The sequence below is a fragment of the Pseudohalocynthiibacter sp. F2068 genome (assembly GCF_023015645.1).
In the GTDB taxonomy this organism is placed as follows: Bacteria; Pseudomonadota; Alphaproteobacteria; order Rhodobacterales; family Rhodobacteraceae; genus Pseudohalocynthiibacter; species Pseudohalocynthiibacter aestuariivivens.
This window is the reverse complement of the sequence record NZ_JALKAK010000011.1, coordinates 53,842-74,010: the sequence shown is the minus strand read 5'-3', so window position 1 is coordinate 74,010 and position 20,169 is coordinate 53,842. Positions and strand designations below refer to the sequence as shown.

Below are 20,169 nucleotides of genomic sequence, written 5' to 3'. Positions count from 1 at the left end.
TCCCCGGAACCAAAAACCTTAAGTTGCGCTGCATGTGGCACTTGAGGGCACACGAATCTCTAGAGGGATAGACACCATGAGAAACACTTTTTTATGTACAACAGCCTTAGTACTCGCGAGCGGCGTTTCTGCCTCTGCGATGGACATGGGTGGAAAAGACGTTGAAGCAGGCTCGCTGAGCCTTGGCATTGGCGGTTACTTCGAAGTACTTGCTGGTTTTGCGAACGTTGGCGGTCCAACTGTAGTAGGTCAAGACCTTGACGGTCTGGATTTCAAACAAGATGTTGAAATTCACTTCTCACCATCCATGACACTGGACAATGGTCTGACCATCGGTGCCCATGTTGAGCTTGAAGGTTCTTCCGGTACAGCTGACACCATCGACGAAGCCTACATGACCATTTCTGGTAACTTCGGTAAATTCATCTTGGGTTCAGAAAACTCCGTTGGTTACAAAATGACCGTTGCGGCACCTGATGTAACCCATATCAACGTCAACTCCGGTTCGACAACTGCGTTCGTTCCATACTCAGGAACTGCAGGTACAGCTGGCGTTTCTGTGGGTAGCGACATTTTCCGCGGCACTCTAGGTACAACATACCTTGAAAACCGTCGTAACAACGACGCTCAGCGTATTTCTTACTTCTCACCAGACTTCTCTGGCTTCAGCTTCGGTGTTTCTTACGCACGTGACGGAAATCAGGACTCAAACGGACAGTTGGATTGTAACGCAATCACTTGTGATTACATCGATCTAGCCGTTGCATACAGCGGTTCGCTCGGTGGTGGTGCAGACGTCGCTCTGTCCGCTCGTTGGGGTACTGCAAGCGCACCAGTTGGCGCCACGGACCCAGAAGTTTGGGGTGTAGGCGCTAACGTCAGCTTTAACGGCATCACCATTGGTGGTTCTTATGCAGAGCAAAAAGACACTGGTCTTAACGCACAGGACGGTGAATCTTGGGACTTCGGTGTCGCTTATGCGAACGGCCCGTGGAGCTACTCGCTGACCTACTTCCACGGTGAAAACGACGACAACGAAAACTATATCGCTGTTGGCGCCGCAAACCCAATCGAAGAGCTGGACCAAGTCCTTCTTGGTGCAACCTACCGGTTTAACAGCAACTTCGCTATGGGTGGTTATATCGCTGACGTCGATTTCGACGAGCAAGTGTCTGACGGTGGTGCCGGTACTGGTGACGACGTAGACGGTACAATCGTTGGTATCAGCATGCGTCTTGATTTCTAATCAGACCCACGCAATCGTTATAAGAAAGGGGGGCTTTCGCCCCCCTTTTTTTTGTATATATAGACTGTCACAGTAACAAAACTTTCGAGCATCATGAAATCTATTGTCTGGCTTGCCTCTTACCCAAAATCAGGAAATACGTGGCTACGTGCCTTTCTGGGTAATTATATTTTTGATCGCGACGAACCGATCCCGATCAACAAGCTGCACCGAATTGGTATGGGGGACGCGAGCGCGAATGCCTATCAAATGGTCTCAAAAACACCGTTTGATGGCGACGACCCACAGCAATCAGCACATCTGCGCCACGCTGTTTTGCAAGGTATCGTAAACAACAAAGCTGATGTAAATCTGGTTAAGACACACAATGAAAACGGCATGGCGTTTGGCGTTCAGTTAATGCCACCGAAATTCACCCGCGCTGCTGTCTACATCATGCGCAATCCGCTGGATATGATCGTGTCCTATGCCAGCCACTATGGTTTGCCGATGGATAAAGCAATTTTTACGACTTCAAGCAACCAGAATGCACTTAAAGGCGGAAAAGAGAACGCCTATCAGTTTCTGGGAAGCTGGTCGAACCATGTTGTGGGCTGGACGAGGGAGAAAAAATTTCCCGTTCTTACAATCCGTTACGAGGACATGAAAAAGGACCCGCACGGGACATTTGACCGCGTGATCAAACACGTTGGCTTACCAGACGGCAAAGAACGTTTGGAAAAAGCGATCAGGTTCTCGGACTTTAAAACCCTGAGCAAGCAAGAAACTGAATCCGGATTCATCGAAAACTCGCGAAATCAAGAACGCTTTTTTCGAAAAGGTAAAACCGACCAATGGAAAACTGAACTTACCCAAGAGCAGGTTGACCAGATGATACGGTATCATGGCAGAGTCATGAAAAAATTTGGGTATCTGGAATGAATTCAATGAGAAGAATTGTCTGGCTCGCGTCTTTTCCTAAATCCGGAAATACGTGGACTCGTGCCTTTTTAGGTAGTTATCTTTCTCCTCCCGGGCAGGCAGTTTCAATAAACGAATTATCATCAATAACAACATTTGATGCGCGCCAGGATTGGCATGACCTCGCGATTGGGAAGCCTTTTGTCGGTAAGACGCTTGATGACTCTCTGGTTTTGCGGCCTAAGATTCAAAGAATGATTGCTGCATCCAGACCCGGAAGCCGTTTTGTTAAAACCCATTCTAAAATGGGGCGCGTCGGGGAAGTTGATCTGATCTTGCCTGAAGTAACGGCTGCTGCGATTTACATTATGCGGAATCCATTCGATGTCTCTGTCTCTTACGCAAGGCACAACAATCTTTCAGTCGATGACGCAATCCAACGCATGTGTGATCCGATGAACCTTAACTCAACAGAAACGCTAATCTTTGACTGCCTTGGCCGATGGGATGAGCATATACAGGGCTGGACAACAGCTCCCGGTCTAGCGCGGCACGTCATGCGTTATGAAGATATGGTGGAGAACCCCAAAAAAGCGTTTCAGGGACTTCTTGCTTTCCTAAAAGTGCCTATCGACCCAAAAAAACTTCGCCATTCTCTAAAAGCAACTTCGTTCAAAGAACTGCAAAGACAAGAACGCCAAAAAGGTTTCAAAGAAAAACCAAAGCACGCAAAGTCTTTTTTTGTCTCTGGAAAAGCCGGTGGCTGGAAAGACGAACTGACTGTCGAGCAAGTTGAAACCTTACGCACTGAATTCGCAGATACTTTGGAAAAATACTTTCCTGAGGTCGTTAAAGAGGCGGACGCGTTTATCGCGCAGGAAAATCCTGTCCAGTAGGGATTTTTCCTGAACGCTTTCGCAGTTTTCAGAAGGTTCCACAGAGTGCGGCGCGGGCTTTGGAACTTTCTCATCGCGACACCTCCCCTGTTTTTACTTATACCATGTCTTAGAGAGGTGCCTGAATGGATGAGCTTGATCTCAAAATACTTGCGCTTGTGCAGGACGACGCAAGACAGACCGCTGAGAGGATAAGCGATCTTATTGGGTTGTCTCCGACAGCTATCCAAAAACGACTAAAGAAGCTACGCGACTCCAAAATCATTCAGAAAGAAATTGCTGTTCTGGATCCTGGCAAGCTTGGCCAGACAATGACAGCTGTCGTCGAAGTCTCGCTCGAACGGGAGAACCTAAGCGTTCTGGACGCTTTTAAAAAACGAATGCGCAACGCCCCGCAAGTCCAGCAATGCTATTACACCACGGGCGAAGCCGATTTCATTCTTGTTGTGGTCGTAAAAGATATCAAAGCATATGAAACTTTTACGCATGAATATTTCTTCGGAACCCCAGAGATCAGCAAATTCAAAACCTCAATCGTGATGGACCGGGTTAAAGTCTCACTCAACGTCGACATACAGAAATAAAAAATCTGACAAGCTGAGTGTTAGCCCTTGACCTTCCAGTTGCTGGAATGCCTATCTCTAGGCTACCAATCAATGTTCTGGAGAGCATCGTGTCCGGCATCAAGAAAACAGATTTTCAACTAGAAGGCATGTCCTGCGCATCCTGTGTCGGGCGTGTTGAAAAGGCGTTACGCTCGATCCCCGGCGTGTCAGAAGCGAACGTTAACCTTGCACGCGAAAGCGCCAGCGTAAGCTACAGCGCACCGGCCTCGCTTTCACAAGTCAGCCAAGCGCTGTCAGCCGCAGGTTATCCACTTGTCGCGGATTCAATAACATTTGAAATCAATGGGATGACGTGCTTCTCTTGTGTTGGGCGCGTCGAAAAGGCGCTTCTCGCAAAAACTGGGGTTGTTGACGCAAGCGTAAATCTGGCCAGCGAAACGGCTTTGATCCGTTACATTCCCGGCGAAATCACAATCAGTGAGCTTTCAGAACTGTTGGTAGAAACGGGATACCCCGGAACACCTGCAGAAGAGAATCTTCAGCCTACAGTTGATCGAAAATTGGCTGAAATTGAGCAGTTGCAACGCGTCACGCTAATTGCAGCAGCGCTTGCCCTGCCTGTGTTTGTTATCGAAATGGGGGGTCATCTGATCCCGCAGATCCACGCTTGGATCAGCCAGACGCTTGGCCATCAAACCAGTTGGATCATTCAGTTTCTGCTAACCAGCGCCGTTTTACTTGGCCCTGGACGCAGTTTTTATACCAAAGGGTTTCCCGCCATTTTCAAGGGGACGCCTGACATGAATTCGCTCGTCGCTCTGGGAACCAGTGCGGCTTATGGGTTTTCCATCGTCTCAACCTTTTTCCCAAGCCTGCTGCCCAGTGGTTCGCAAAATGTTTACTACGAGGCAGCAGCCGTCATCGTCGTGCTAATTTTGCTTGGCCGCCTGCTTGAAGCGCGCGCAAAGGGCCGCACTGGTGCCGCTATTCGGCGCCTCCTGCAGCTTCAACCGAAAACCGCCCGGGTTATGGTAGATGGCAAACTGGAAGAGCGGTCTGTCGACGCATTGGTTGTGGGTGATATTGTTGAAACGCGCCCTGGGGAACGCATCGCAATTGACGGGGAAATCACCGAAGGCAGCTCTTTTGTCGATGAAAGCATGATTTCGGGGGAGCCGGTTCCTGTCCAAAAACAAACTGGCGACGCTGTTATTGGCGGCACAGTCAACACTACGGGCGCTTTTCTTTTCAAGGCAACGAAAATCGGCAAAGACACGATGCTTGCGCAGATCGTGCAGATGGTTTCCGATGCGCAGGGTGCTAAACTACCAATTCAAAGCCTGGTAGACCGCATCACCGCTTGGTTTGTACCAGCTGTGTTGGCTGCTGCGGCTGTAACAATACTGGTCTGGCTTCTGATAGGGCCATCACCGGCACTGCAATTTGCGTTGGTTACTGGGGTGGCGGTGCTGATCATCGCCTGTCCTTGCGCCATGGGCCTTGCAACACCCACTTCAATTATGGTGGGCACGGGGCGTGCTGCTGAACTGGGCGTCCTTTTTAAGAAGGGTGACGCCCTGCAAATTCTGCAAGACGTTGATGTTGTCGCCTTTGATAAAACCGGCACGTTGACTGAAGGGCAACCCAGGCTGACAAATATCATGGTCGCCGAGGGCTTTGAGGAAAGCGATTTCCTGAGACTTGTCGGAGCCGCCGAAACAAAGTCAGAGCATCCCATAGCCACAGCCATAGTTAATGCAGCCCGTAGAGAAAACGATGAACTGCCAAAACCCGAAAACTTTCTGTCTGTAACCGGTTATGGGGTTGGGGCCCGTGTCGAAGGAAAAGAGCTTCTGGTTGGTGCCGATCGTCTGCTCCGCCAACAGGGTATTGATCTTGCAGGGTTTGAGGACATCGCAAAGGCGTGGGCAGAACGGGGAAAAACACCCCTCTTCGCAGCAATAGATGGCCAGATCGCCGGTGCCCTTGCTATTGCAGACCCTATCAAGCCATCAACTCCCAGCGTGATCGGGGCGCTTCACAAGCTCGGATTGAAAGTTGCTATGATTACGGGCGACAACCAGGCAACCGCGAATGCAATCGCAGATGAGCTTGGCATTGATTACTTCTCAGCGGAGATTCTGCCAGATGGGAAGGTCGCAGCGCTGAAATCCTTTGCCGAACAGGGCCTAAAAGTTGCCTTCGTCGGTGACGGAATTAACGATGCGCCTGCGTTGGCTGCGGCGGATGTAGGTATCGCGGTTGGGACCGGAACAGATATTGCGATTGAAGCGGCGCATGTGGTGCTTATGTCGGGTGACTTAGCTGGTGTCGCAAACGCATTCGACGTTAGCCAAAGGACCATGCGTAACATTCGTCAGAACCTGTTCTGGGCATTTGGGTACAATGTTCTTTTAATCCCGGTTGCTGCCGGCGTTCTTTACCCGGTGAACGGAATGTTGTTGTCCCCGGTTCTGGCCGCAGGCGCCATGGCATTTTCAAGCGTTTTTGTACTGAGCAATGCGCTAAGGCTCCGGTGGATGAACCCAATGAGTTTAAAAGTGTCTCCGACACCTTATGGGGGCACGAAAATTCCGTCCCCTGCCGAGTGAACAGGAAAAACAAACAGGAACTGGCTGATGAATATAGGACAAGTCGCTGAACGAACGAACCTGCCCGCTAAAACCATCCGGTACTACGAAGATATCGGGCTTGTGAAACCGATGCGAACAGAAAACGGCTACCGCGCTTTTCGGGACACGGATCTTCACAAGTTGACCTTTCTGGGGCGTGCCCGTGCCCTTGGTTTTTCAATCGAGGATTGCCGCGCCCTACTTGCGCTCTACGAAGATCAAAGCCGCGCGAGCGCGGACGTTAAACGCTTGGCGACAGAGCATCTTGTTGAAATTGAAAGTAAAATTACAACGCTGCAAATTATGCATGACACGCTTTCAACTTTGGTGAAATCCTGCGCCGGGGATGATCGGCCAGATTGCCCAATTCTGAAAGGTCTGTCATCTAAAGAAGAGATTCACCGCAAAAACAATGACTGAATCAATACTTCTGACACCGAACAGCGCATCAAGAGTGAATTTTGAAATTGTTCGGAAGATGTCTATTCAGCATCGCTGAATGTTCAATTTAGTCCGAAATTTTCAGACCACAAATGACACCCGCAGCAACATATCCAATCCAACTATTTAGCGAGGGAGATGAAATTCAAGACTCATGCTCATTGCGCAAAACAGTCAATTCACTTCGACTGCTATTGTCGGCAGTGTCGAGTACGGGCGGCGGGTTCGTTAAGGCTTTACGCTTCAGTCCATAGTGTGAATACTGAGGAGTAAGGACTGCGACTGTAGTATTTCGGCAGGAATAGGTGCCGGTCAATAATATTGATATCGGAAGTCTGACTATAGATCATAGCCAAACTTTGTTATCCATTTTTCGACCTTATCAAAGTATTTCTCCAGATGCTCTTGGTAGTTTTTCCAGCGATAACTTGCTGTTTTGTATAAAGGTTGAACAACCTGTGCGTAGCTCGGGGTGTTAATTTGAGCTCGTTTAAGAGCCGTAGTTTGATAATTCGTTAAGCCCTCTTCCCAATCCAAATCTAAAAAATTCAGAAGGTTCGAGACTTCGAGTTGTAAATCATTCACTAAATCTTCGTATCGAATCCTGTGAACCTTCAAAGAGTAACGTTCTTCGCTTATCTCTAGAACACTCATCGCCAAACAATAAAAATCAACGATTCGACCTAACTCGACCATATTTGCCATTGGCGGATTTAGTCTGAAATTTTGCATCCAACAACTTAAGATACTGTCCAAAGGATGTCGAAGAGCTAGTATGTACTTAGCATTCGGAAAAACCTGATGGATAAGTGGGATTTCTATAATGTTGAGTGGTAATTTATCAATGACACAAGGCCGATTTTTCGAAGACAAGTGTTTCTCGAGTTCCTCAAAATAAACTCGGCTTGCCGTCTCCACATTATCATATTTAATATTTTCACTATCGACGATATTTGATGCAGTATTTAGGTGGTTTTTAACTTTGTTCACCATCGGCTGTTCTTCAACCACATCAATTTTTGAATGAGTTCTCAAAATGGTATCAAGAAGCGTTGTTCCTGATCTTGGAAAGCCTACTAAAAATGTGGGCTGAGGCCACGTTGCTTGAAACGTATTTTTTACGTAAGGTTTCGTCGTAGACTGTTTAAGTTGGCTAACTTTATCGGCAAGCTTATCGAAGTAAACTCCTGGATTTTGACTTTTGCAATCTAAAGACTCGCTGATCAACTTATTCATTTGAGCAAAAGCAGAAAAAGCTGCCTTAAAATCTTGACGTTCATGAAAACACTGAGCCTTTAACTTTAGAAACGCTGGTTTTCTTTTGTCGAAAATTTGATCGATTTCGATTGAGTCAATTATTTGGAAGCATTTCTCGTAATCCTTTGACCTGAACTCAATAAGCGCCTCAAAAAACAATAGATCGCCTGGCATTTGGCTAAATATGCTTTTTGCTTCAGCAATGACTTGGCTAGCTTCGTCCAGCCGATTGCTCTTCTCAAAAAGTTCGCATTGATTATTATAGGCTTCAGTCAGGTCTGGTTTAACCTTTAGAGCCTGCTTGTAGCTGTCTATGGCTGCCTCTGGGTCACCCAAATCCTTAAGGGCGTTCCCCATATTGCTATGGGCCTCCGCGTAGTCAGGTCTAATCTTGAGAGCCTGTTTGTAACTGTCGATGGCCGCCTCTAGATCACCCATTTCCTTTAGGACTTTTCCCATATTGTAATAGGCTTCAGCAAATCTAGGTTTAAGCTTGAGAGCTTGTTTGTAGCTGTCTATTGCCACACCTAGATCACCCTTATCTTGCTGGGCATTCCCCATATTGCTGTAGGCCTCAGCATAGTCAGGATTAAGCTTGAGAGACTGTTTGTAACTTTCTATGGCCGCCTCTAGGTCACCCTTGTTCTTGAGGGCGTTTCCCAAATTGCTATAGGCCTCAGCATAATCCGGCTTAATCTTGAGAGCTTGTTTGTAGCTGTCTATGGCTGAATCGATGTCACCCTTGTTCCTGAGGGCGTTCCCCATATTGCTATAGGCCTCAGCATAATCCGGCTTAATCTTAAGAGCTTGTTTGTAGCTGTCTATGGCTGCGTCGAATTGCCTTAAACCCGCATTTGCCGCCCCCAACACATTGTACAGCGTCGCTGAGTTACGGTATTGTTCCAGCATCTGCATCGCGACCAGCAGTACCTGTTGAAGCTGCCCCTGACTGTAGAGATTAATCAGGAATTGTATCTGATCCTGTGGAGGCTCTTGGTTGTTAAATCCTTTGCGAACAACTCCTCCGGTTAGAGTCTTGATCCCATCTAAAGCTTTCTTATTGTCTGGAAACTTGTCGAGGATATCTTGATATATGCTCTTTGCCTCTGCCGCAGATCCTTCTTTGGCCTTCTGTTTGGCCAGCGAGATGGCTTGATCAAGCTCTATAGTGTCTAAGAAATTGGTTTCTGATTGGCGTGAATTATCAGCGTCTGATGTAGTGCCTGCGTCGTTTTCAATTTTCTGGTTAAGTCTTTGCTCAAGTTTTGCAAACGCCTCACCCTTAGCCCCCCTTTTTTTAGCCTGGTCAAGAACGCCCTTCGCTTCAACTGTTCTACCCAATTTAACGAGAGCAGCAGCATAACTCAGCCAGTACTGGGCTATAGAAGGATTTGCTTCCAAAGCGGTTTTAAGAAACGGCAACGCTTCTTGCAACTTACCAACACCAACCGCCAATATCCCCATGTTGTGATTAGCACCAGGATGTTTTGGCTGTGATTGTAGGACTGCTGTATAAAACTTGTTTGCTTCCTGAACTTGTCCCGACCTGTGGGCCGCGATGCCTTTCTTCAGGGCTTCATCTATCGTTAGTTCCATAAAGCATTCCGTTTACTATAGTTCGCCGCACCGTAGCATGCGTGAGACGCTTATTAAATATCGTGTAAATCAAGAATAGTGGGCTAGGCAGTTGACGGTGACGTGGCGAACGAGGGGTGTCCCGGCCAATTCGCGTGTTGATGCTAGTTGAACCTCAAATGTCAGGGTAATTCAGACCTAAAAGGGGAGAATACAAGTGCAGGAATGGAGAAGAAATTCTTTGTGAAATTGGTCAATATTTATATATATTTGCTTTTTGTGGTGCGGGCGGCGGGACTTGAACCCGCACGGCCATACGGCCTCCAGATTTTAAGTCCAGTAATAGGTGGTAGCCGCGACGGGACTCGAACCCGTAAGCCTTTGCAAGCGAGGGATTTTAAGTCCCTTGTGTATACCAATTCCACCACGCGGCCGTGTCACACTTGGCACAGTTTGGCACAGCTTGTGGCACAGTTTTCTTTCCTCGTCCATATTCCAATTTTCTGACCTTGAAGGTTAGTTGAGTCACCTCTACGTTTCGTATTAATTGAACAACTAAAACTTATTAAATAGCCTTTCGCTTGAGATGGAATTGTTGCTTCTACTTAGAAGCAGAGCGTCGAGAAGCAAGGAGTCGAAATTGGAACAAACTAATGGGATCATTCCCCAAGAAAATCCCTCCACAACAGGGCATTGTAAGTATTGTCAAGGTGTAGAAAATTCATTTTTCACAATCACATATTTTGCACAATTACGTCTCAAATCAAGGCCCCATACTACAGATACGACGCACCAAGGCGTAGGAATATGTGGTGGATGTCAGATGGCGACCCTCTTTTTCTTCAACATTCTTAATGATCAAGGCTACCTTGCTAGTGCAAGTAAGGTATCCCAGATTTCAGGCAACGTCCGGAATTACGGCTTGCTTCGTATTCGCCAACTTGGTCAAACTCCTGGACCAAATAAACCAAACATCCCAGATCACTTACCATCAAACGTTGATCGCGCGTTTTCGGACGCCGAAAAATCATACCTTTCAGGACACTGGAACCAAGCAGCAGCGAGTTACCGAAAGACTGTGGATAGAGCCATTTCGCTTTTTGTAGGTGAAGATGAGGCACTCAAAAAAATAAACAGACCGATGCTTGGACAGAAATTAGGAGCACTTGAGCGAGGTGAAGAATTACCACCGGCAATGATCAAGTGGATCAAATTGGTAAAGGACGACGGAAACTTTGCACTTCACGATGAAGACCAGGATTTTAATAAAGAGGAAGAAGTAAAACCAACAAGGTTGTTTACCCGTACTCTGCTTGAATATTTGTTTACTCTGCCGAAGACAATTGAACTGGCAACTGAGACAGAAAATGATGATTAGTTAGCACTTCGAATTATATCAGATTTTCGAACCCTTGGACCTATACTGACGCCATCGGTATGAATCTTAAATAATTGTTTGGAAAGGATAAAACTCCAAATTTTTCGGTCGTTCCGATATCGGATGTATGGCACAAACTATTTTACAAATCTGCCTAGCCTTAAAATACAACCTTAGCGTGAAATTTAAATGTAGAAGAAAAAGTGATTTCCATATTTTAAACAGAAATCAACGTCAAATTTTCAACTTGTAATTGATACTACAGGCAGTTTCTTATTTGTAACAGACATACAAGACTTTTAAGTCTGGTATGTCTACCATTCCATCACGCCCGCATCTGGCGTTGTTTTAGGTTTTTAAACCCACCAACAACTTAGTCCATAATGGGAAATTCATCGGGTCACAATAGCTGTAAGGCCCACTGATTAAACCTTAAATCAAGACAGCATTTGTTCTGTTGTTTCTGTGCACATTTAGTCATCGATGGAACACGCAATTTATAGAAAACTTTCAGAAGAGACCGGTAAAAGCAAAGCGCCTTACAGTTCTTCACCCCTTGGCTCTATCAATAGGCTGCGCTCCGGCAACCAGGGATTAAGCTCTAACGCGTCTCGTAAAATGGATTGCGCGACTTCTGTCCGCCCTAGCCCCATAAGTGTTAGCGCAAGACCGGCTTTTGCGGCAATATGATCAGGAGACAATTCCAACGCATGCTCCAGATCTTCGAGCGCACCAGCAAAATCCTGTCGCAGAAACTGTACAAAAGCACGCTGGTTGTAGCCCTCGGCGTAGTCAGGACAATAGGTTACCAATTCATTAAACGCTTCATTTGCTGCTTCAAAGTTATACTCTGCGCGTTTCCGCATCCCGCGATCAAGCAGCGCCTGCGCGCGGGCGTCTGGCGCATTTGCCCAAATCTCCCACAAATCCCGACTGATCTCGCGTGCTGTCATTTCATTTGGCGCGATGCGTATGGCTGCCATTAGTTCCGCCAAACGTGTTTCATCGTGCTCAACCGGCGGACATGTCTGTGCCTCAACCGGGGCAGACATTAAAAGGGTCAACAATATCCAACGCATACCAACAGACTGCCAAATTTGAATTAATCGTCAAGTCACGGTTTTGAGACCATCTTCTTTCACAGCCTGCATCGCAACATAGGTCGACGTGCTGGACACATAAGGCAAAACCGAAATTTTTTCTGCTAAAACAGAGCGATAGCTGCGCATATCACGCGCGCGAACTTTTAAAAGATAGTCAAAATTCGCCGCCAGCATGTGACATTGCTCTATTTCCGGCACTGCGATTACCGCTTTGTTAAACGCTTCAAGCGCTGCTTCCCTTGTATCTGTCAGGCGCACCTCGACAAAGGCAACGTGATCAAGACCAAGCCGGATCGGATCCAAAAGCGCACGATACCCTCGGATGAAACCATCTTCTTCCAGCCGCTTAAGGCGTGCTTGCGTCGGCGATTTTGACAATCCAATACGTCGCGAAAGCTCGGTAACGCTCATCCGGCCATTCGACGACATTTCAGAAAGAATCGCGTGGTCAAATTTATCCAAACCAATTTCAATCATTTTCCCGCCATTTCAACAAAATTTAGTTATTCTTCCTTCAATATATCATATTACAGCGAAAACGACTTTGTAACCAGTGATATCCTAGTCAAAATTCAGAGTTAGTGGGAATCATCATGTCTGCTACAAGCCTTGGCGCCCTGCGCAAAACAATCGATGCAAATACATACGCAGATGAGCAGAAAAAACTGCTCGAACTTTTGAAAATTGCAAATCTGTCCGAAACGGATCGGACAAATATTGTAGAGCTTGCCACCACGCTGGTGCGCGACATCCGCTGTTCTGCGAAACCGGGCCTCATGGAAGTGTTTCTGGCGGAGTACGGTCTTTCGACTGACGAAGGTGTCGCGCTTATGTGTTTGGCTGAGGCTCTGTTGCGGGTTCCGGATGCGGATACAATTGATGCGTTGATCGAAGATAAGATTGCGCCCTCTGACTGGGGCAAACACCTTGGTCATTCTTCATCTTCTTTGGTCAACGCGTCCACATGGGCGCTGATGCTGACTGGTAAGGTTCTTGATGATGATGAACCCGGCATTGCACGCCACCTGCGCGGCGCCATTAAGCGGCTCGGCGAGCCTGTGATCCGCACCGCAGTTGCGCGTGCAATGAAGGAAATGGGGCGTCAGTTTGTGCTGGGGGAAAGCATCACCTCCGCAATGAAACGCGCGGAAGGGATGGAAGAAAAAGGCTATACCTATTCCTACGATATGCTGGGCGAAGCTGCCCGCACAGAAGCTGACGCACGCCGCTATCATCTGTCGTATTCACGCGCGATTTCCGCTATTGCAAACGCCTGTAATTCCGACGATATCCGCGAAAACCCCGGCATTTCTGTCAAGCTTTCAGCGTTGCATCCCCGCTATGAAGTCGCCCATCACGCGCGTGTTATGGAAGAGCTTGTGCCGCGCGTTCGCGCGCTTGCAGGTCTCGCAAAATCCGCTGGTATGGGCTTTAACATCGACGCGGAAGAAGCTGATCGTCTTGCACTTTCTCTGGATGTGATCGAGGCAGTGCTGTCTGATCCCACACTCGCGGGCTGGGACGGGTTTGGTGTTGTTGTTCAATCCTTTGGTCAGCGTGCCAGCCACGCAATCGATTTCCTTTATGCCCTATCTGAAAAACTGGATCGTCGCATCATGGTACGCCTTGTGAAAGGTGCATACTGGGATACCGAGGTGAAGCTTGCTCAGGTCAACGGGATGGCTGGTTTTCCGGTCTTCACCCGCAAAGCGTCGACCGATGTGAGCTATATCGCCAATGCACGCAAATTGCTTGGCATGACAGACCGGATCTATCCGCAGTTCGCTACTCATAATGCCCATACAGTTGCCGCTGTACTTCATATGGCAACAGATACGCGCACATTTGAGTTTCAGCGTTTGCACGGTATGGGCGAACGTTTGCACGACATCGTGCTGGCAGAGAATGGTACCCGTTGCCGTATTTATGCCCCTGTCGGCGAGCACCGCGATTTGCTGGCCTATCTCGTGCGCCGACTGCTTGAAAACGGTGCGAACAGCAGTTTCGTCAACCAAATTGTTGACGAAGATGTCCCGCCGTCGGTTGTTGCGGCTGATCCGCTGACTGAGGTTGAAGACTATCTTGATGCGCCCGAAAACCCCGCGCTTCAGACCGGCCCAAATCTGTTTGGCGACAGCCGCAAGAACTCTCGTGGTTGGGACCTTGCACATAAACCTGAACTTGTCGCGATCGACAAGGCGCGCAATCCGCACCTATCCGCGACCTTCGTGTCTAAACCACTCATTTCTGGTGTCTTGGAAAAAAGCAAACTATTGCCAGTACTCAATCCATCTGACCCAACAGATACTGTGGGCACAGTTCAACAGGCGACTGCGGCTGACGTTGCCACAGCACTGTCCGCTGCAACACCGTGGAAGGCAGATGCGAGCGAACGCGCGGAAATCCTGTGTCGCGTTGCGGACCTCTATGAGGAAAACTTTGGAAAACTTTTTGCGCTTCTCAGCCGCGAAGCCGGGAAAATCCAGCTCGATGTTGTTGGTGAACTGCGTGAAGCTGTTGATTTTCTGCGGTTTTATGCTGCAGAATCTCTTAAACAAAACGCGTCCTCTGCAGGTCTTTTCACCTGCATTTCGCCCTGGAACTTTCCGCTCGCCATTTTCACCGGGCAAATCTCTGCAGCGCTTGCCGCAGGCAATGGCGTTCTTGCGAAACCCGCTGAACAGACACCGTTGATTGCGGTAGCTGCCGTCGCGCTGTTTCACGAGGCTGGCGTTCCACGCAAGGTACTGCAATTGCTGCCGGGTGACGGGCCAACTGTGGGTGCCGCGCTAACTTCTGATCCGCGCATTTCCGGTGTCGCCTTCACAGGGTCCACTGAAACGGCGCAGATCATACGCCGAGCGATGGCTGCCAATATGGAGCCATCTGCAACGCTTATCGCTGAAACCGGCGGGCTGAACGCGATGATCGTTGATTCAACCGCCCTGCCCGAGCAAGCCGTACAAAGCATCGTCGAAAGCGCTTTTCAATCTGCGGGACAGCGGTGTTCTGCACTGCGGTGCCTCTATGTGCAGGAAGATATCGCGCCACATTTCACAAAAATGTTGTTTGGTGCAATGGACGAATTGGCAATCGGCAACCCGTGGGAGCACGCAACCGACGTGGGACCCGTGATCGATGCCGAAGCAAAAGCCGACATCGACGCATATGTGTCCAAAGCGCGGGCAGAAGGCCGCGTGATGAAAGAACTGAAATCGCCAGTTGAAGGCTTCTTCGTTGCGCCCGTCGCAATACATGTGAATAGCATTGCAGAAATGGAGCGCGAGATTTTCGGTCCCGTCCTGCATATCACAACTTTTAAATCACACGAAATCGACGATGTGGTCGCTGCAATTAACGCAACTGGATATGGTTTGACATTCGGGCTGCACACCCGCATCGATGACCGTGTGCAGCACATCGTCGAGCGGCTTCATGCTGGCAATATCTATGTAAACCGAAACCAGATTGGGGCGGTTGTCGGCTCTCAACCCTTTGGTGGTGAAGGATTATCCGGAACCGGCCCCAAGGCCGGAGGTCCACATTACCTTCCAAGGTTCTGTAAATCTAAAACGAAAGAAGTTACAGAAGCACCAACGACAATAGCAATCGCATCAGTTGTTCGAGACCTGATCAATAGCGCTACCGTGGCAACGGAACGTGGCAGCAGCCAGAACCTTCCGGGCCCAACCGGGGAATCCAACCAGTTAACACTGTCTCCCCGCGCGCCGGTCTTATGTCTTGGGCCTGGAAAATCCGCTGTGCAGGAACAGGAAAACGCAGTTCGCACCCTTGGTGGCTCAGCAGTACCTGCAGACGGGCTCGACGCAGATTCCCTTGCGACCCTAACCGGATTTTCGGGTGCGGTTTACTGGGGCTCTGACAAAGAGGCCCGTGCCTATGCAATGGCTCTTGCAACCCGCAAGGGCGCTATCTTACCGCTTGTTCGCGGATCTATCGAGGTCGCGCACGTCCAGCAGGAACGGCACGTCTGCGTTGACACCACGGCTGCGGGCGGAAACGCAGCACTGCTCGCTGAAGTCGGTTCCTCTTGACCACCGCATGAACATGGGCGAGCCTTCGCCCATGTTCCCGATCCGTGACCACAACCCGTCTGAACGCACGCCCTATGTGACTTATGCCCTGATGGCGATCAATATCGCTGTTTTCATAAGTTACTGGGGCATTCTGAATAATCCCGTCGAAGTTTCACGCTTTTTCCTGAGCTGGGCGCTTACCCCTTACTTGGTTAGCGATGGCGAGATGATCCATACGCTCGTCACATCGATGTTTCTGCATGGTGGTGCCGTTCATCTTGCCGGCAACATGCTGTTTTTATGGATTTTTGGCGACAACATGGAAGATGAGCTCGGGCACATCGGCTATCTTGCCTTCTATATGACCTGCGGCATAGGCGCCGGTGTTGCACAGGTTCTTGCGGATGCGGCCTCTCCCGTACCAATGGTTGGGGCGTCCGGGGCCATTGCCGGGGTGATGGGGGGGTACCTTCTTTTGTTTCCGAAGGCGAAGGTCGACATACTGCTGGTTTTTATTATTTTCTTTAAGATTTTTCCGGTGCGCGCCTGGGTCATGCTCTGTCTTTGGTTTGCCCTGCAATTGCTAAGTGGAGCTGCAGTTAACACTGAGGCTGGTGGCGTCGCCTACTGGGCCCATGCAGGCGGCTTTATAATTGGGCTCATGCTGATCGTACCGTTCTGGATACGTCAGGGCGGAACAGACTTCTGGCGAAAAACAGAAGGGCGCCCACCTCATCCCGAGGCGCGGTACAGATTTTCGCCCTCGTCCATTCCAAAAGTCCGGAAACGAAGATGAAACCAAACAAGCTAACGTGTCATTGTGGAGCTGTAGAGCTGGAAGTCATCCTTTCAAACGGGTTTTCAACAGCTCAACGCTGCGACTGTTCATTCTGCCGTCGCCGAGGGGCAATTGCGGCTGCTGTACCGCTCGACAAGCTTCGCATTGTCAAAGGGGCAGATAACCTTACGCTTTATCAATGGGGCACAAATACAGCGAAGCATTATTTTTGCAGAACCTGCGGAATTTACACGCACCACCAACGCCGCCTTAACCCGAACGAATACGGCGTAAACGTTGGTGCTTTGGAAGGCGTAAACCCTAGCAAACTTGGCGATATTCCGTGGACCGACGGCGTCAATCACCCATCAGATCATAAAAGCTAAGGTCAGATACTACGGATCGCTTTTGCGAACAGATTAAAAAGCTGTTCATTCGCACAGATAACCTCGCCATCCGCTCTCATATCTGCCTCAACCTTCAATGGCTCAATCAAACCACCAGCTTCGCGAACAACGATAATACCGGCTGACAGTTCACAAATATCAAGGTTCCGCTCCCAATATCCGTCAATTCGGCCAGCCGCGACATAGGCAAGGTCAAGCGACGGAGCCCCTAGATTCCGCACACCAGCAGACGCCGGCAAGATGCGTGCAAGATCCTGAAGTTTTTCGGGCAAATCGCTGTCACCACTGGCGGGAAGCCCGGTCGCGAAAGTGGACTCGGCTAACCGGTTACGGCCGGACACGCGCAGGCGACCTTCGTTCATCCAGGCACCCTGACCTTTTTCAGCAAAGAACACCTCGTCTTTTGACGGGTCATAAATCACGCCTGATACAATTTCGCCTTTGTGCTCAAGGGCAATTGAGACCGCAAAATGAGGTAATCCATGCAAGTAGTTAATTGCGCCATCCAGCGGATCGACAATCCAGCGACGAGTCGGGTCTTTTCCTTCAGTTTCCGCGTGACCCTTTATCAACCACCCATAAGAAGGCCTTGCATTCATGAGGTCTTCCCGAAGAAAACCTTCGACCGCAGTAACCGCCCGGCGCGCGAAATCGCCAGCGCCTTTGACCGAAGTCTGGAGGTGTTCAATTTCACGAAAATCTTTCGCGAGGGAACGACCGGCTTTGCGCGCGGCTTTGATCATGACGTTAAGATTGGCACTGCCTTGCATCGAAGGGCTCCTTTGTCAGGCCGCGCGTATACGCCTGTTGTGCTTCCTTGCCAAGGTTTATCCGTTTCAAAAATGAGGCGCGTCCCGCGCCACTCTTTCTGGCACTTCGTGCGGCTTTGTGCTCCGCACGGGGATATTTTTAGAATAAAGATTTCAGCACTGATTTTCTTTGTTCCTAAAATATCCCCGCCGGAGGCAAACAGAGCTCCATAAGGAGCGATCTAAAGAAATGGCTCAGTATGAGCCGCAATTTTACAGAGAGTTGCTGCACCCTATCTACGTTGAAGTTTTAAAGGTTCTGTCCGCGCGAGCCGTATCAGGTGTGACATAAAGGGTTTCGTGGTGTCCTCTACGCGCGTTGCGGCGTAAAGTCGCCGCGTCAGACCGTTTTCCGTAATCCGGCGCGTGACATAATCTGAATTGTACCGAACTTCTCGTACGACCCAATCTGGCAAAACCGACACGCCTCGGTTTGAAGCTACAAGCAGAAGAATAACCGCTGTCAGTTCAACCTGTCGAATTGCGCGCGGCTCAACCTTTGCGGGTGTAAGCAGCTGTGTGAACACATCCAGTCGTGTTCTTTCTACCGGATAGGTAATCAGCATCTCATCGCGAAAGTCTTCAGCGACGATATATTCTTCTGCTGCCAGCGGATGCTGTGCTGAGGCGACAAAAACCGGCTCGTAATCGAACAGGGGTGAAAATTCCACTGAATCAATAATTTCCGGGTCAGAAGATATGACCAGATCGACCTCTTCCTTTTGCAATGCAGGCAGTGCTTCAAATGCAAGACCAGGCCTGATATCAACGTCGACATCTGGCCAGGCCTTTCGAAATTCTTCAAGCACAGGAAACAGCCACTCAAAGCAGGCGTGACATTCAATCGCGATATGCAGGCGTCCCGTTTTACCCGATTGCAACCCACGGAATTCTTCTTCTGTTGCTTCGATCTCCGGAAGAATTTTTTCCGCCAATCGCAGCAATCGCAGACCTGCCGCCGATAGTTTCAACGGTTTTGAGCGGCGTACGAACAACTCTGTGCCCGCCTGATCTTCGAGCCCCTTTATCTGATGCGAAAGTGCCGACTGCGTAATATGCATCAAATCAGCAGCCTTGCCCAATCCGCCTGCGTCGTGGATCGCCTTGATAGAGCGAAGATGGCGAAATTCCAGATGCATTATGATGTCATCCTCATATTGATGTTGAATATTATGAATTTGCCTCATGAATAACGAAGTGGCAAAAGACCTGCAACCCATAGACAGGATCAGTTTGCGATGAACACGCCCAATATTTCGTTTGAATTCTTCCCGCCACAAACATTGGAGGCCTCTTTTCGCCTTTGGGATACAGTACAGGTTCTGGCACCGCTTTCACCAGATTTTGTCTCGGTTACTTATGGCGCTGGGGGTACCACGCGTGACCTAACCCACGAAGCTGTAAGTACCATTCACAACAATTATGGTCTAAACGTTGCTGCGCATCTGACCTGCGTTGATGCAACACGCACTGAAACGCTGGCGATTGCGGATCAATATGCTGCTGCCGGGGTGACCGATATCGTTGCCTTGCGGGGCGACCCGCCAAAAGGTGTTGAGCGTTTCACACCCACGCCCGATGGTTTTGCTGATAGCTGCGAACTGATAGAGGCGCTGGCCGATACAGGGTGTTTCAACATCCGCGTTGGCGCATATCCCGAGAGCCACCCTGAAGCCAGCAATCGTGCGCAGGATATTGATTGGCTGAAGCGCAAGTTTGAGGCCGGGGCCTGTGCGGCGATTACACAGTTTTTCTTTGAAGCTGAAACCTTTCTACGGTTCCGGGACGAATGCACGAGAGCCGGTATCACAGCACCAATAATTCCCGGAATTCTACCGATCGACAACTGGGCGGGCGCGAAGAAATTCGCAAAACGCTGTGGTACGGTGGTGCCTGCGTGGTTGGACGATGCATTTCAGAAAGCAAAACGCGATGGCCGCGAAGACCTTCTTTCAACTGCATTGTGCACAGAACTTTGCAGTGATTTGATTGATGAAGGTGTTAATGACTTGCATTTCTATACGCTGAACCGGCCGCAACTCACACGCGAAGTGTGTCACGCGCTTGGAATTCAACCTAAACTGAGCTTGCAAAAAGTTGCCTAGACAAACCGTTAGGCACCAACCGCAAAGCGACATGGACT

16 protein-coding genes and 1 tRNA gene are annotated in these 20,169 nt (G+C 49.2%); 11 read left to right on the top strand and 6 right to left on the bottom strand.

The genetic code is table 11. The features are described 5' to 3' along the window. The first annotated feature begins 76 nt into the window (after nt 1–76). The 6 genes from MWU63_RS13780 (at nt 77) to cueR (ending at nt 6,661) form a co-directional block, all read left to right on the top strand. Nucleotides 77–1,246 (top strand): porin, encoded by a 1,170-nt coding sequence (locus MWU63_RS13780; RefSeq protein ID WP_247078378.1) that lies wholly within the window; start codon nt 77–79, stop codon nt 1,244–1,246. Between the two features lie 93 nt (nt 1,247–1,339). Then, nucleotides 1,340–2,167 carry a sulfotransferase domain-containing protein gene (locus MWU63_RS13775; protein ID WP_213890571.1) on the top strand — a complete coding sequence of 276 codons (828 nt, stop codon included), beginning with the start codon at nt 1,340–1,342 and terminating at the stop codon, nt 2,165–2,167. 5 nt (nt 2,168–2,172) lie between these two features. Next, on the top strand, nt 2,173–3,042 hold the full coding sequence (locus tag MWU63_RS13770; protein ID WP_246531791.1) for a sulfotransferase domain-containing protein: 870 nt from the start codon (nt 2,173–2,175) through the stop codon (nt 3,040–3,042). A gap of 125 nt (nt 3,043–3,167) precedes the next feature. Next, nucleotides 3,168–3,626, top strand: coding sequence for an Lrp/AsnC family transcriptional regulator (locus MWU63_RS13765; RefSeq protein WP_213890569.1), 459 nt, complete (start codon nt 3,168–3,170; stop codon nt 3,624–3,626). 89 nt (nt 3,627–3,715) lie between these two features. Then, on the top strand, nt 3,716–6,220 hold the full coding sequence (locus MWU63_RS13760; protein WP_348646239.1) for a heavy metal translocating P-type ATPase: 2,505 nt from the start codon (nt 3,716–3,718) through the stop codon (nt 6,218–6,220). 27 nt (nt 6,221–6,247) lie between these two features. Next, the gene (cueR, locus tag MWU63_RS13755; protein ID WP_213890567.1) at nt 6,248–6,661 is read left to right on the top strand and encodes a Cu(I)-responsive transcriptional regulator; all 414 of its coding nucleotides are present in this window, start codon (nt 6,248–6,250) and stop codon (nt 6,659–6,661) included. Between the two features lie 360 nt (nt 6,662–7,021). Here the strand turns inward: cueR and MWU63_RS13750 are convergent, their stop codons facing one another. Beyond that, nucleotides 7,022–9,535 (bottom strand): tetratricopeptide repeat-containing sulfotransferase family protein, encoded by a 2,514-nt coding sequence (locus MWU63_RS13750; protein ID WP_247078376.1) that lies wholly within the window; start codon nt 9,533–9,535, stop codon nt 7,022–7,024. A gap of 326 nt (nt 9,536–9,861) precedes the next feature. Beyond that, a tRNA-Leu gene (locus MWU63_RS13745) sits at nt 9,862–9,948 on the bottom strand. A 206-nt stretch (nt 9,949–10,154) separates the two neighbouring features. On the opposite strand from MWU63_RS13745, the gene MWU63_RS13740 reads away from it, so the two are divergent. After that, the gene (locus tag MWU63_RS13740; protein WP_247078374.1) at nt 10,155–10,892 is read left to right on the top strand and encodes a DUF4145 domain-containing protein; all 738 of its coding nucleotides are present in this window, start codon (nt 10,155–10,157) and stop codon (nt 10,890–10,892) included. Nucleotides 10,893–11,431: 539 nt separating this feature from the next. On the opposite strand, the gene MWU63_RS13735 is transcribed toward MWU63_RS13740, so the two are convergent. Both MWU63_RS13735 and MWU63_RS13730 read right to left on the bottom strand, forming a co-directional pair. Beyond that, nucleotides 11,432–11,971: a tetratricopeptide repeat protein gene (locus MWU63_RS13735; protein WP_213890565.1), complete on the bottom strand. Its 540-nt coding sequence runs from the start codon at nt 11,969–11,971 to the stop codon at nt 11,432–11,434. Between the two features lie 30 nt (nt 11,972–12,001). Continuing rightward, complete coding sequence (locus MWU63_RS13730; protein WP_213890564.1) at nt 12,002–12,472, bottom strand: Lrp/AsnC ligand binding domain-containing protein; 471 nt, start codon at nt 12,470–12,472, stop codon at nt 12,002–12,004. A 116-nt stretch (nt 12,473–12,588) separates the two neighbouring features. Here MWU63_RS13730 and putA point away from each other — a divergent pair, with 116 nt between their 5' ends. The 3 genes from putA to MWU63_RS13715 are packed head-to-tail and all read left to right on the top strand — an operon-like array spanning nt 12,589 to nt 17,196. Beyond that, entirely contained in the window at nt 12,589–16,050 is a 3,462-nt protein-coding gene (gene putA / locus MWU63_RS13725) for a bifunctional proline dehydrogenase/L-glutamate gamma-semialdehyde dehydrogenase PutA (RefSeq protein WP_247078372.1), read from the top strand. Between the two features lie 31 nt (nt 16,051–16,081). Further along, nucleotides 16,082–16,828: a rhomboid family intramembrane serine protease gene (locus MWU63_RS13720; RefSeq protein WP_213890633.1), complete on the top strand. Its 747-nt coding sequence runs from the start codon at nt 16,082–16,084 to the stop codon at nt 16,826–16,828. Further along, complete coding sequence (locus tag MWU63_RS13715) at nt 16,825–17,196, top strand: GFA family protein (protein WP_213890562.1); 372 nt, start codon at nt 16,825–16,827, stop codon at nt 17,194–17,196. The genes MWU63_RS13720 and MWU63_RS13715 overlap by 4 nt, the downstream gene beginning before the upstream one ends. Nucleotides 17,197–17,198: 2 nt before the next feature. On the opposite strand, the gene MWU63_RS13710 is transcribed toward MWU63_RS13715, so the two are convergent. Together MWU63_RS13710 and MWU63_RS13705 are read right to left on the bottom strand one after the other, a co-directional pair. Then, nucleotides 17,199–17,987 (bottom strand): inositol monophosphatase family protein, encoded by a 789-nt coding sequence (locus MWU63_RS13710; RefSeq protein ID WP_247078370.1) that lies wholly within the window; start codon nt 17,985–17,987, stop codon nt 17,199–17,201. Between the two features lie 272 nt (nt 17,988–18,259). After that, complete coding sequence (locus MWU63_RS13705) at nt 18,260–19,165, bottom strand: LysR family transcriptional regulator (RefSeq protein ID WP_247078368.1); 906 nt, start codon at nt 19,163–19,165, stop codon at nt 18,260–18,262. A 99-nt stretch (nt 19,166–19,264) separates the two neighbouring features. On the opposite strand from MWU63_RS13705, the gene metF reads away from it, so the two are divergent. Beyond that, a complete protein-coding gene (metF, locus tag MWU63_RS13700) occupies nt 19,265–20,131 on the top strand; it encodes a methylenetetrahydrofolate reductase [NAD(P)H] (protein WP_247078366.1) in 867 nt (288 codons plus the stop codon). Nucleotides 20,132–20,169: the final 38 nt, after the last annotated feature.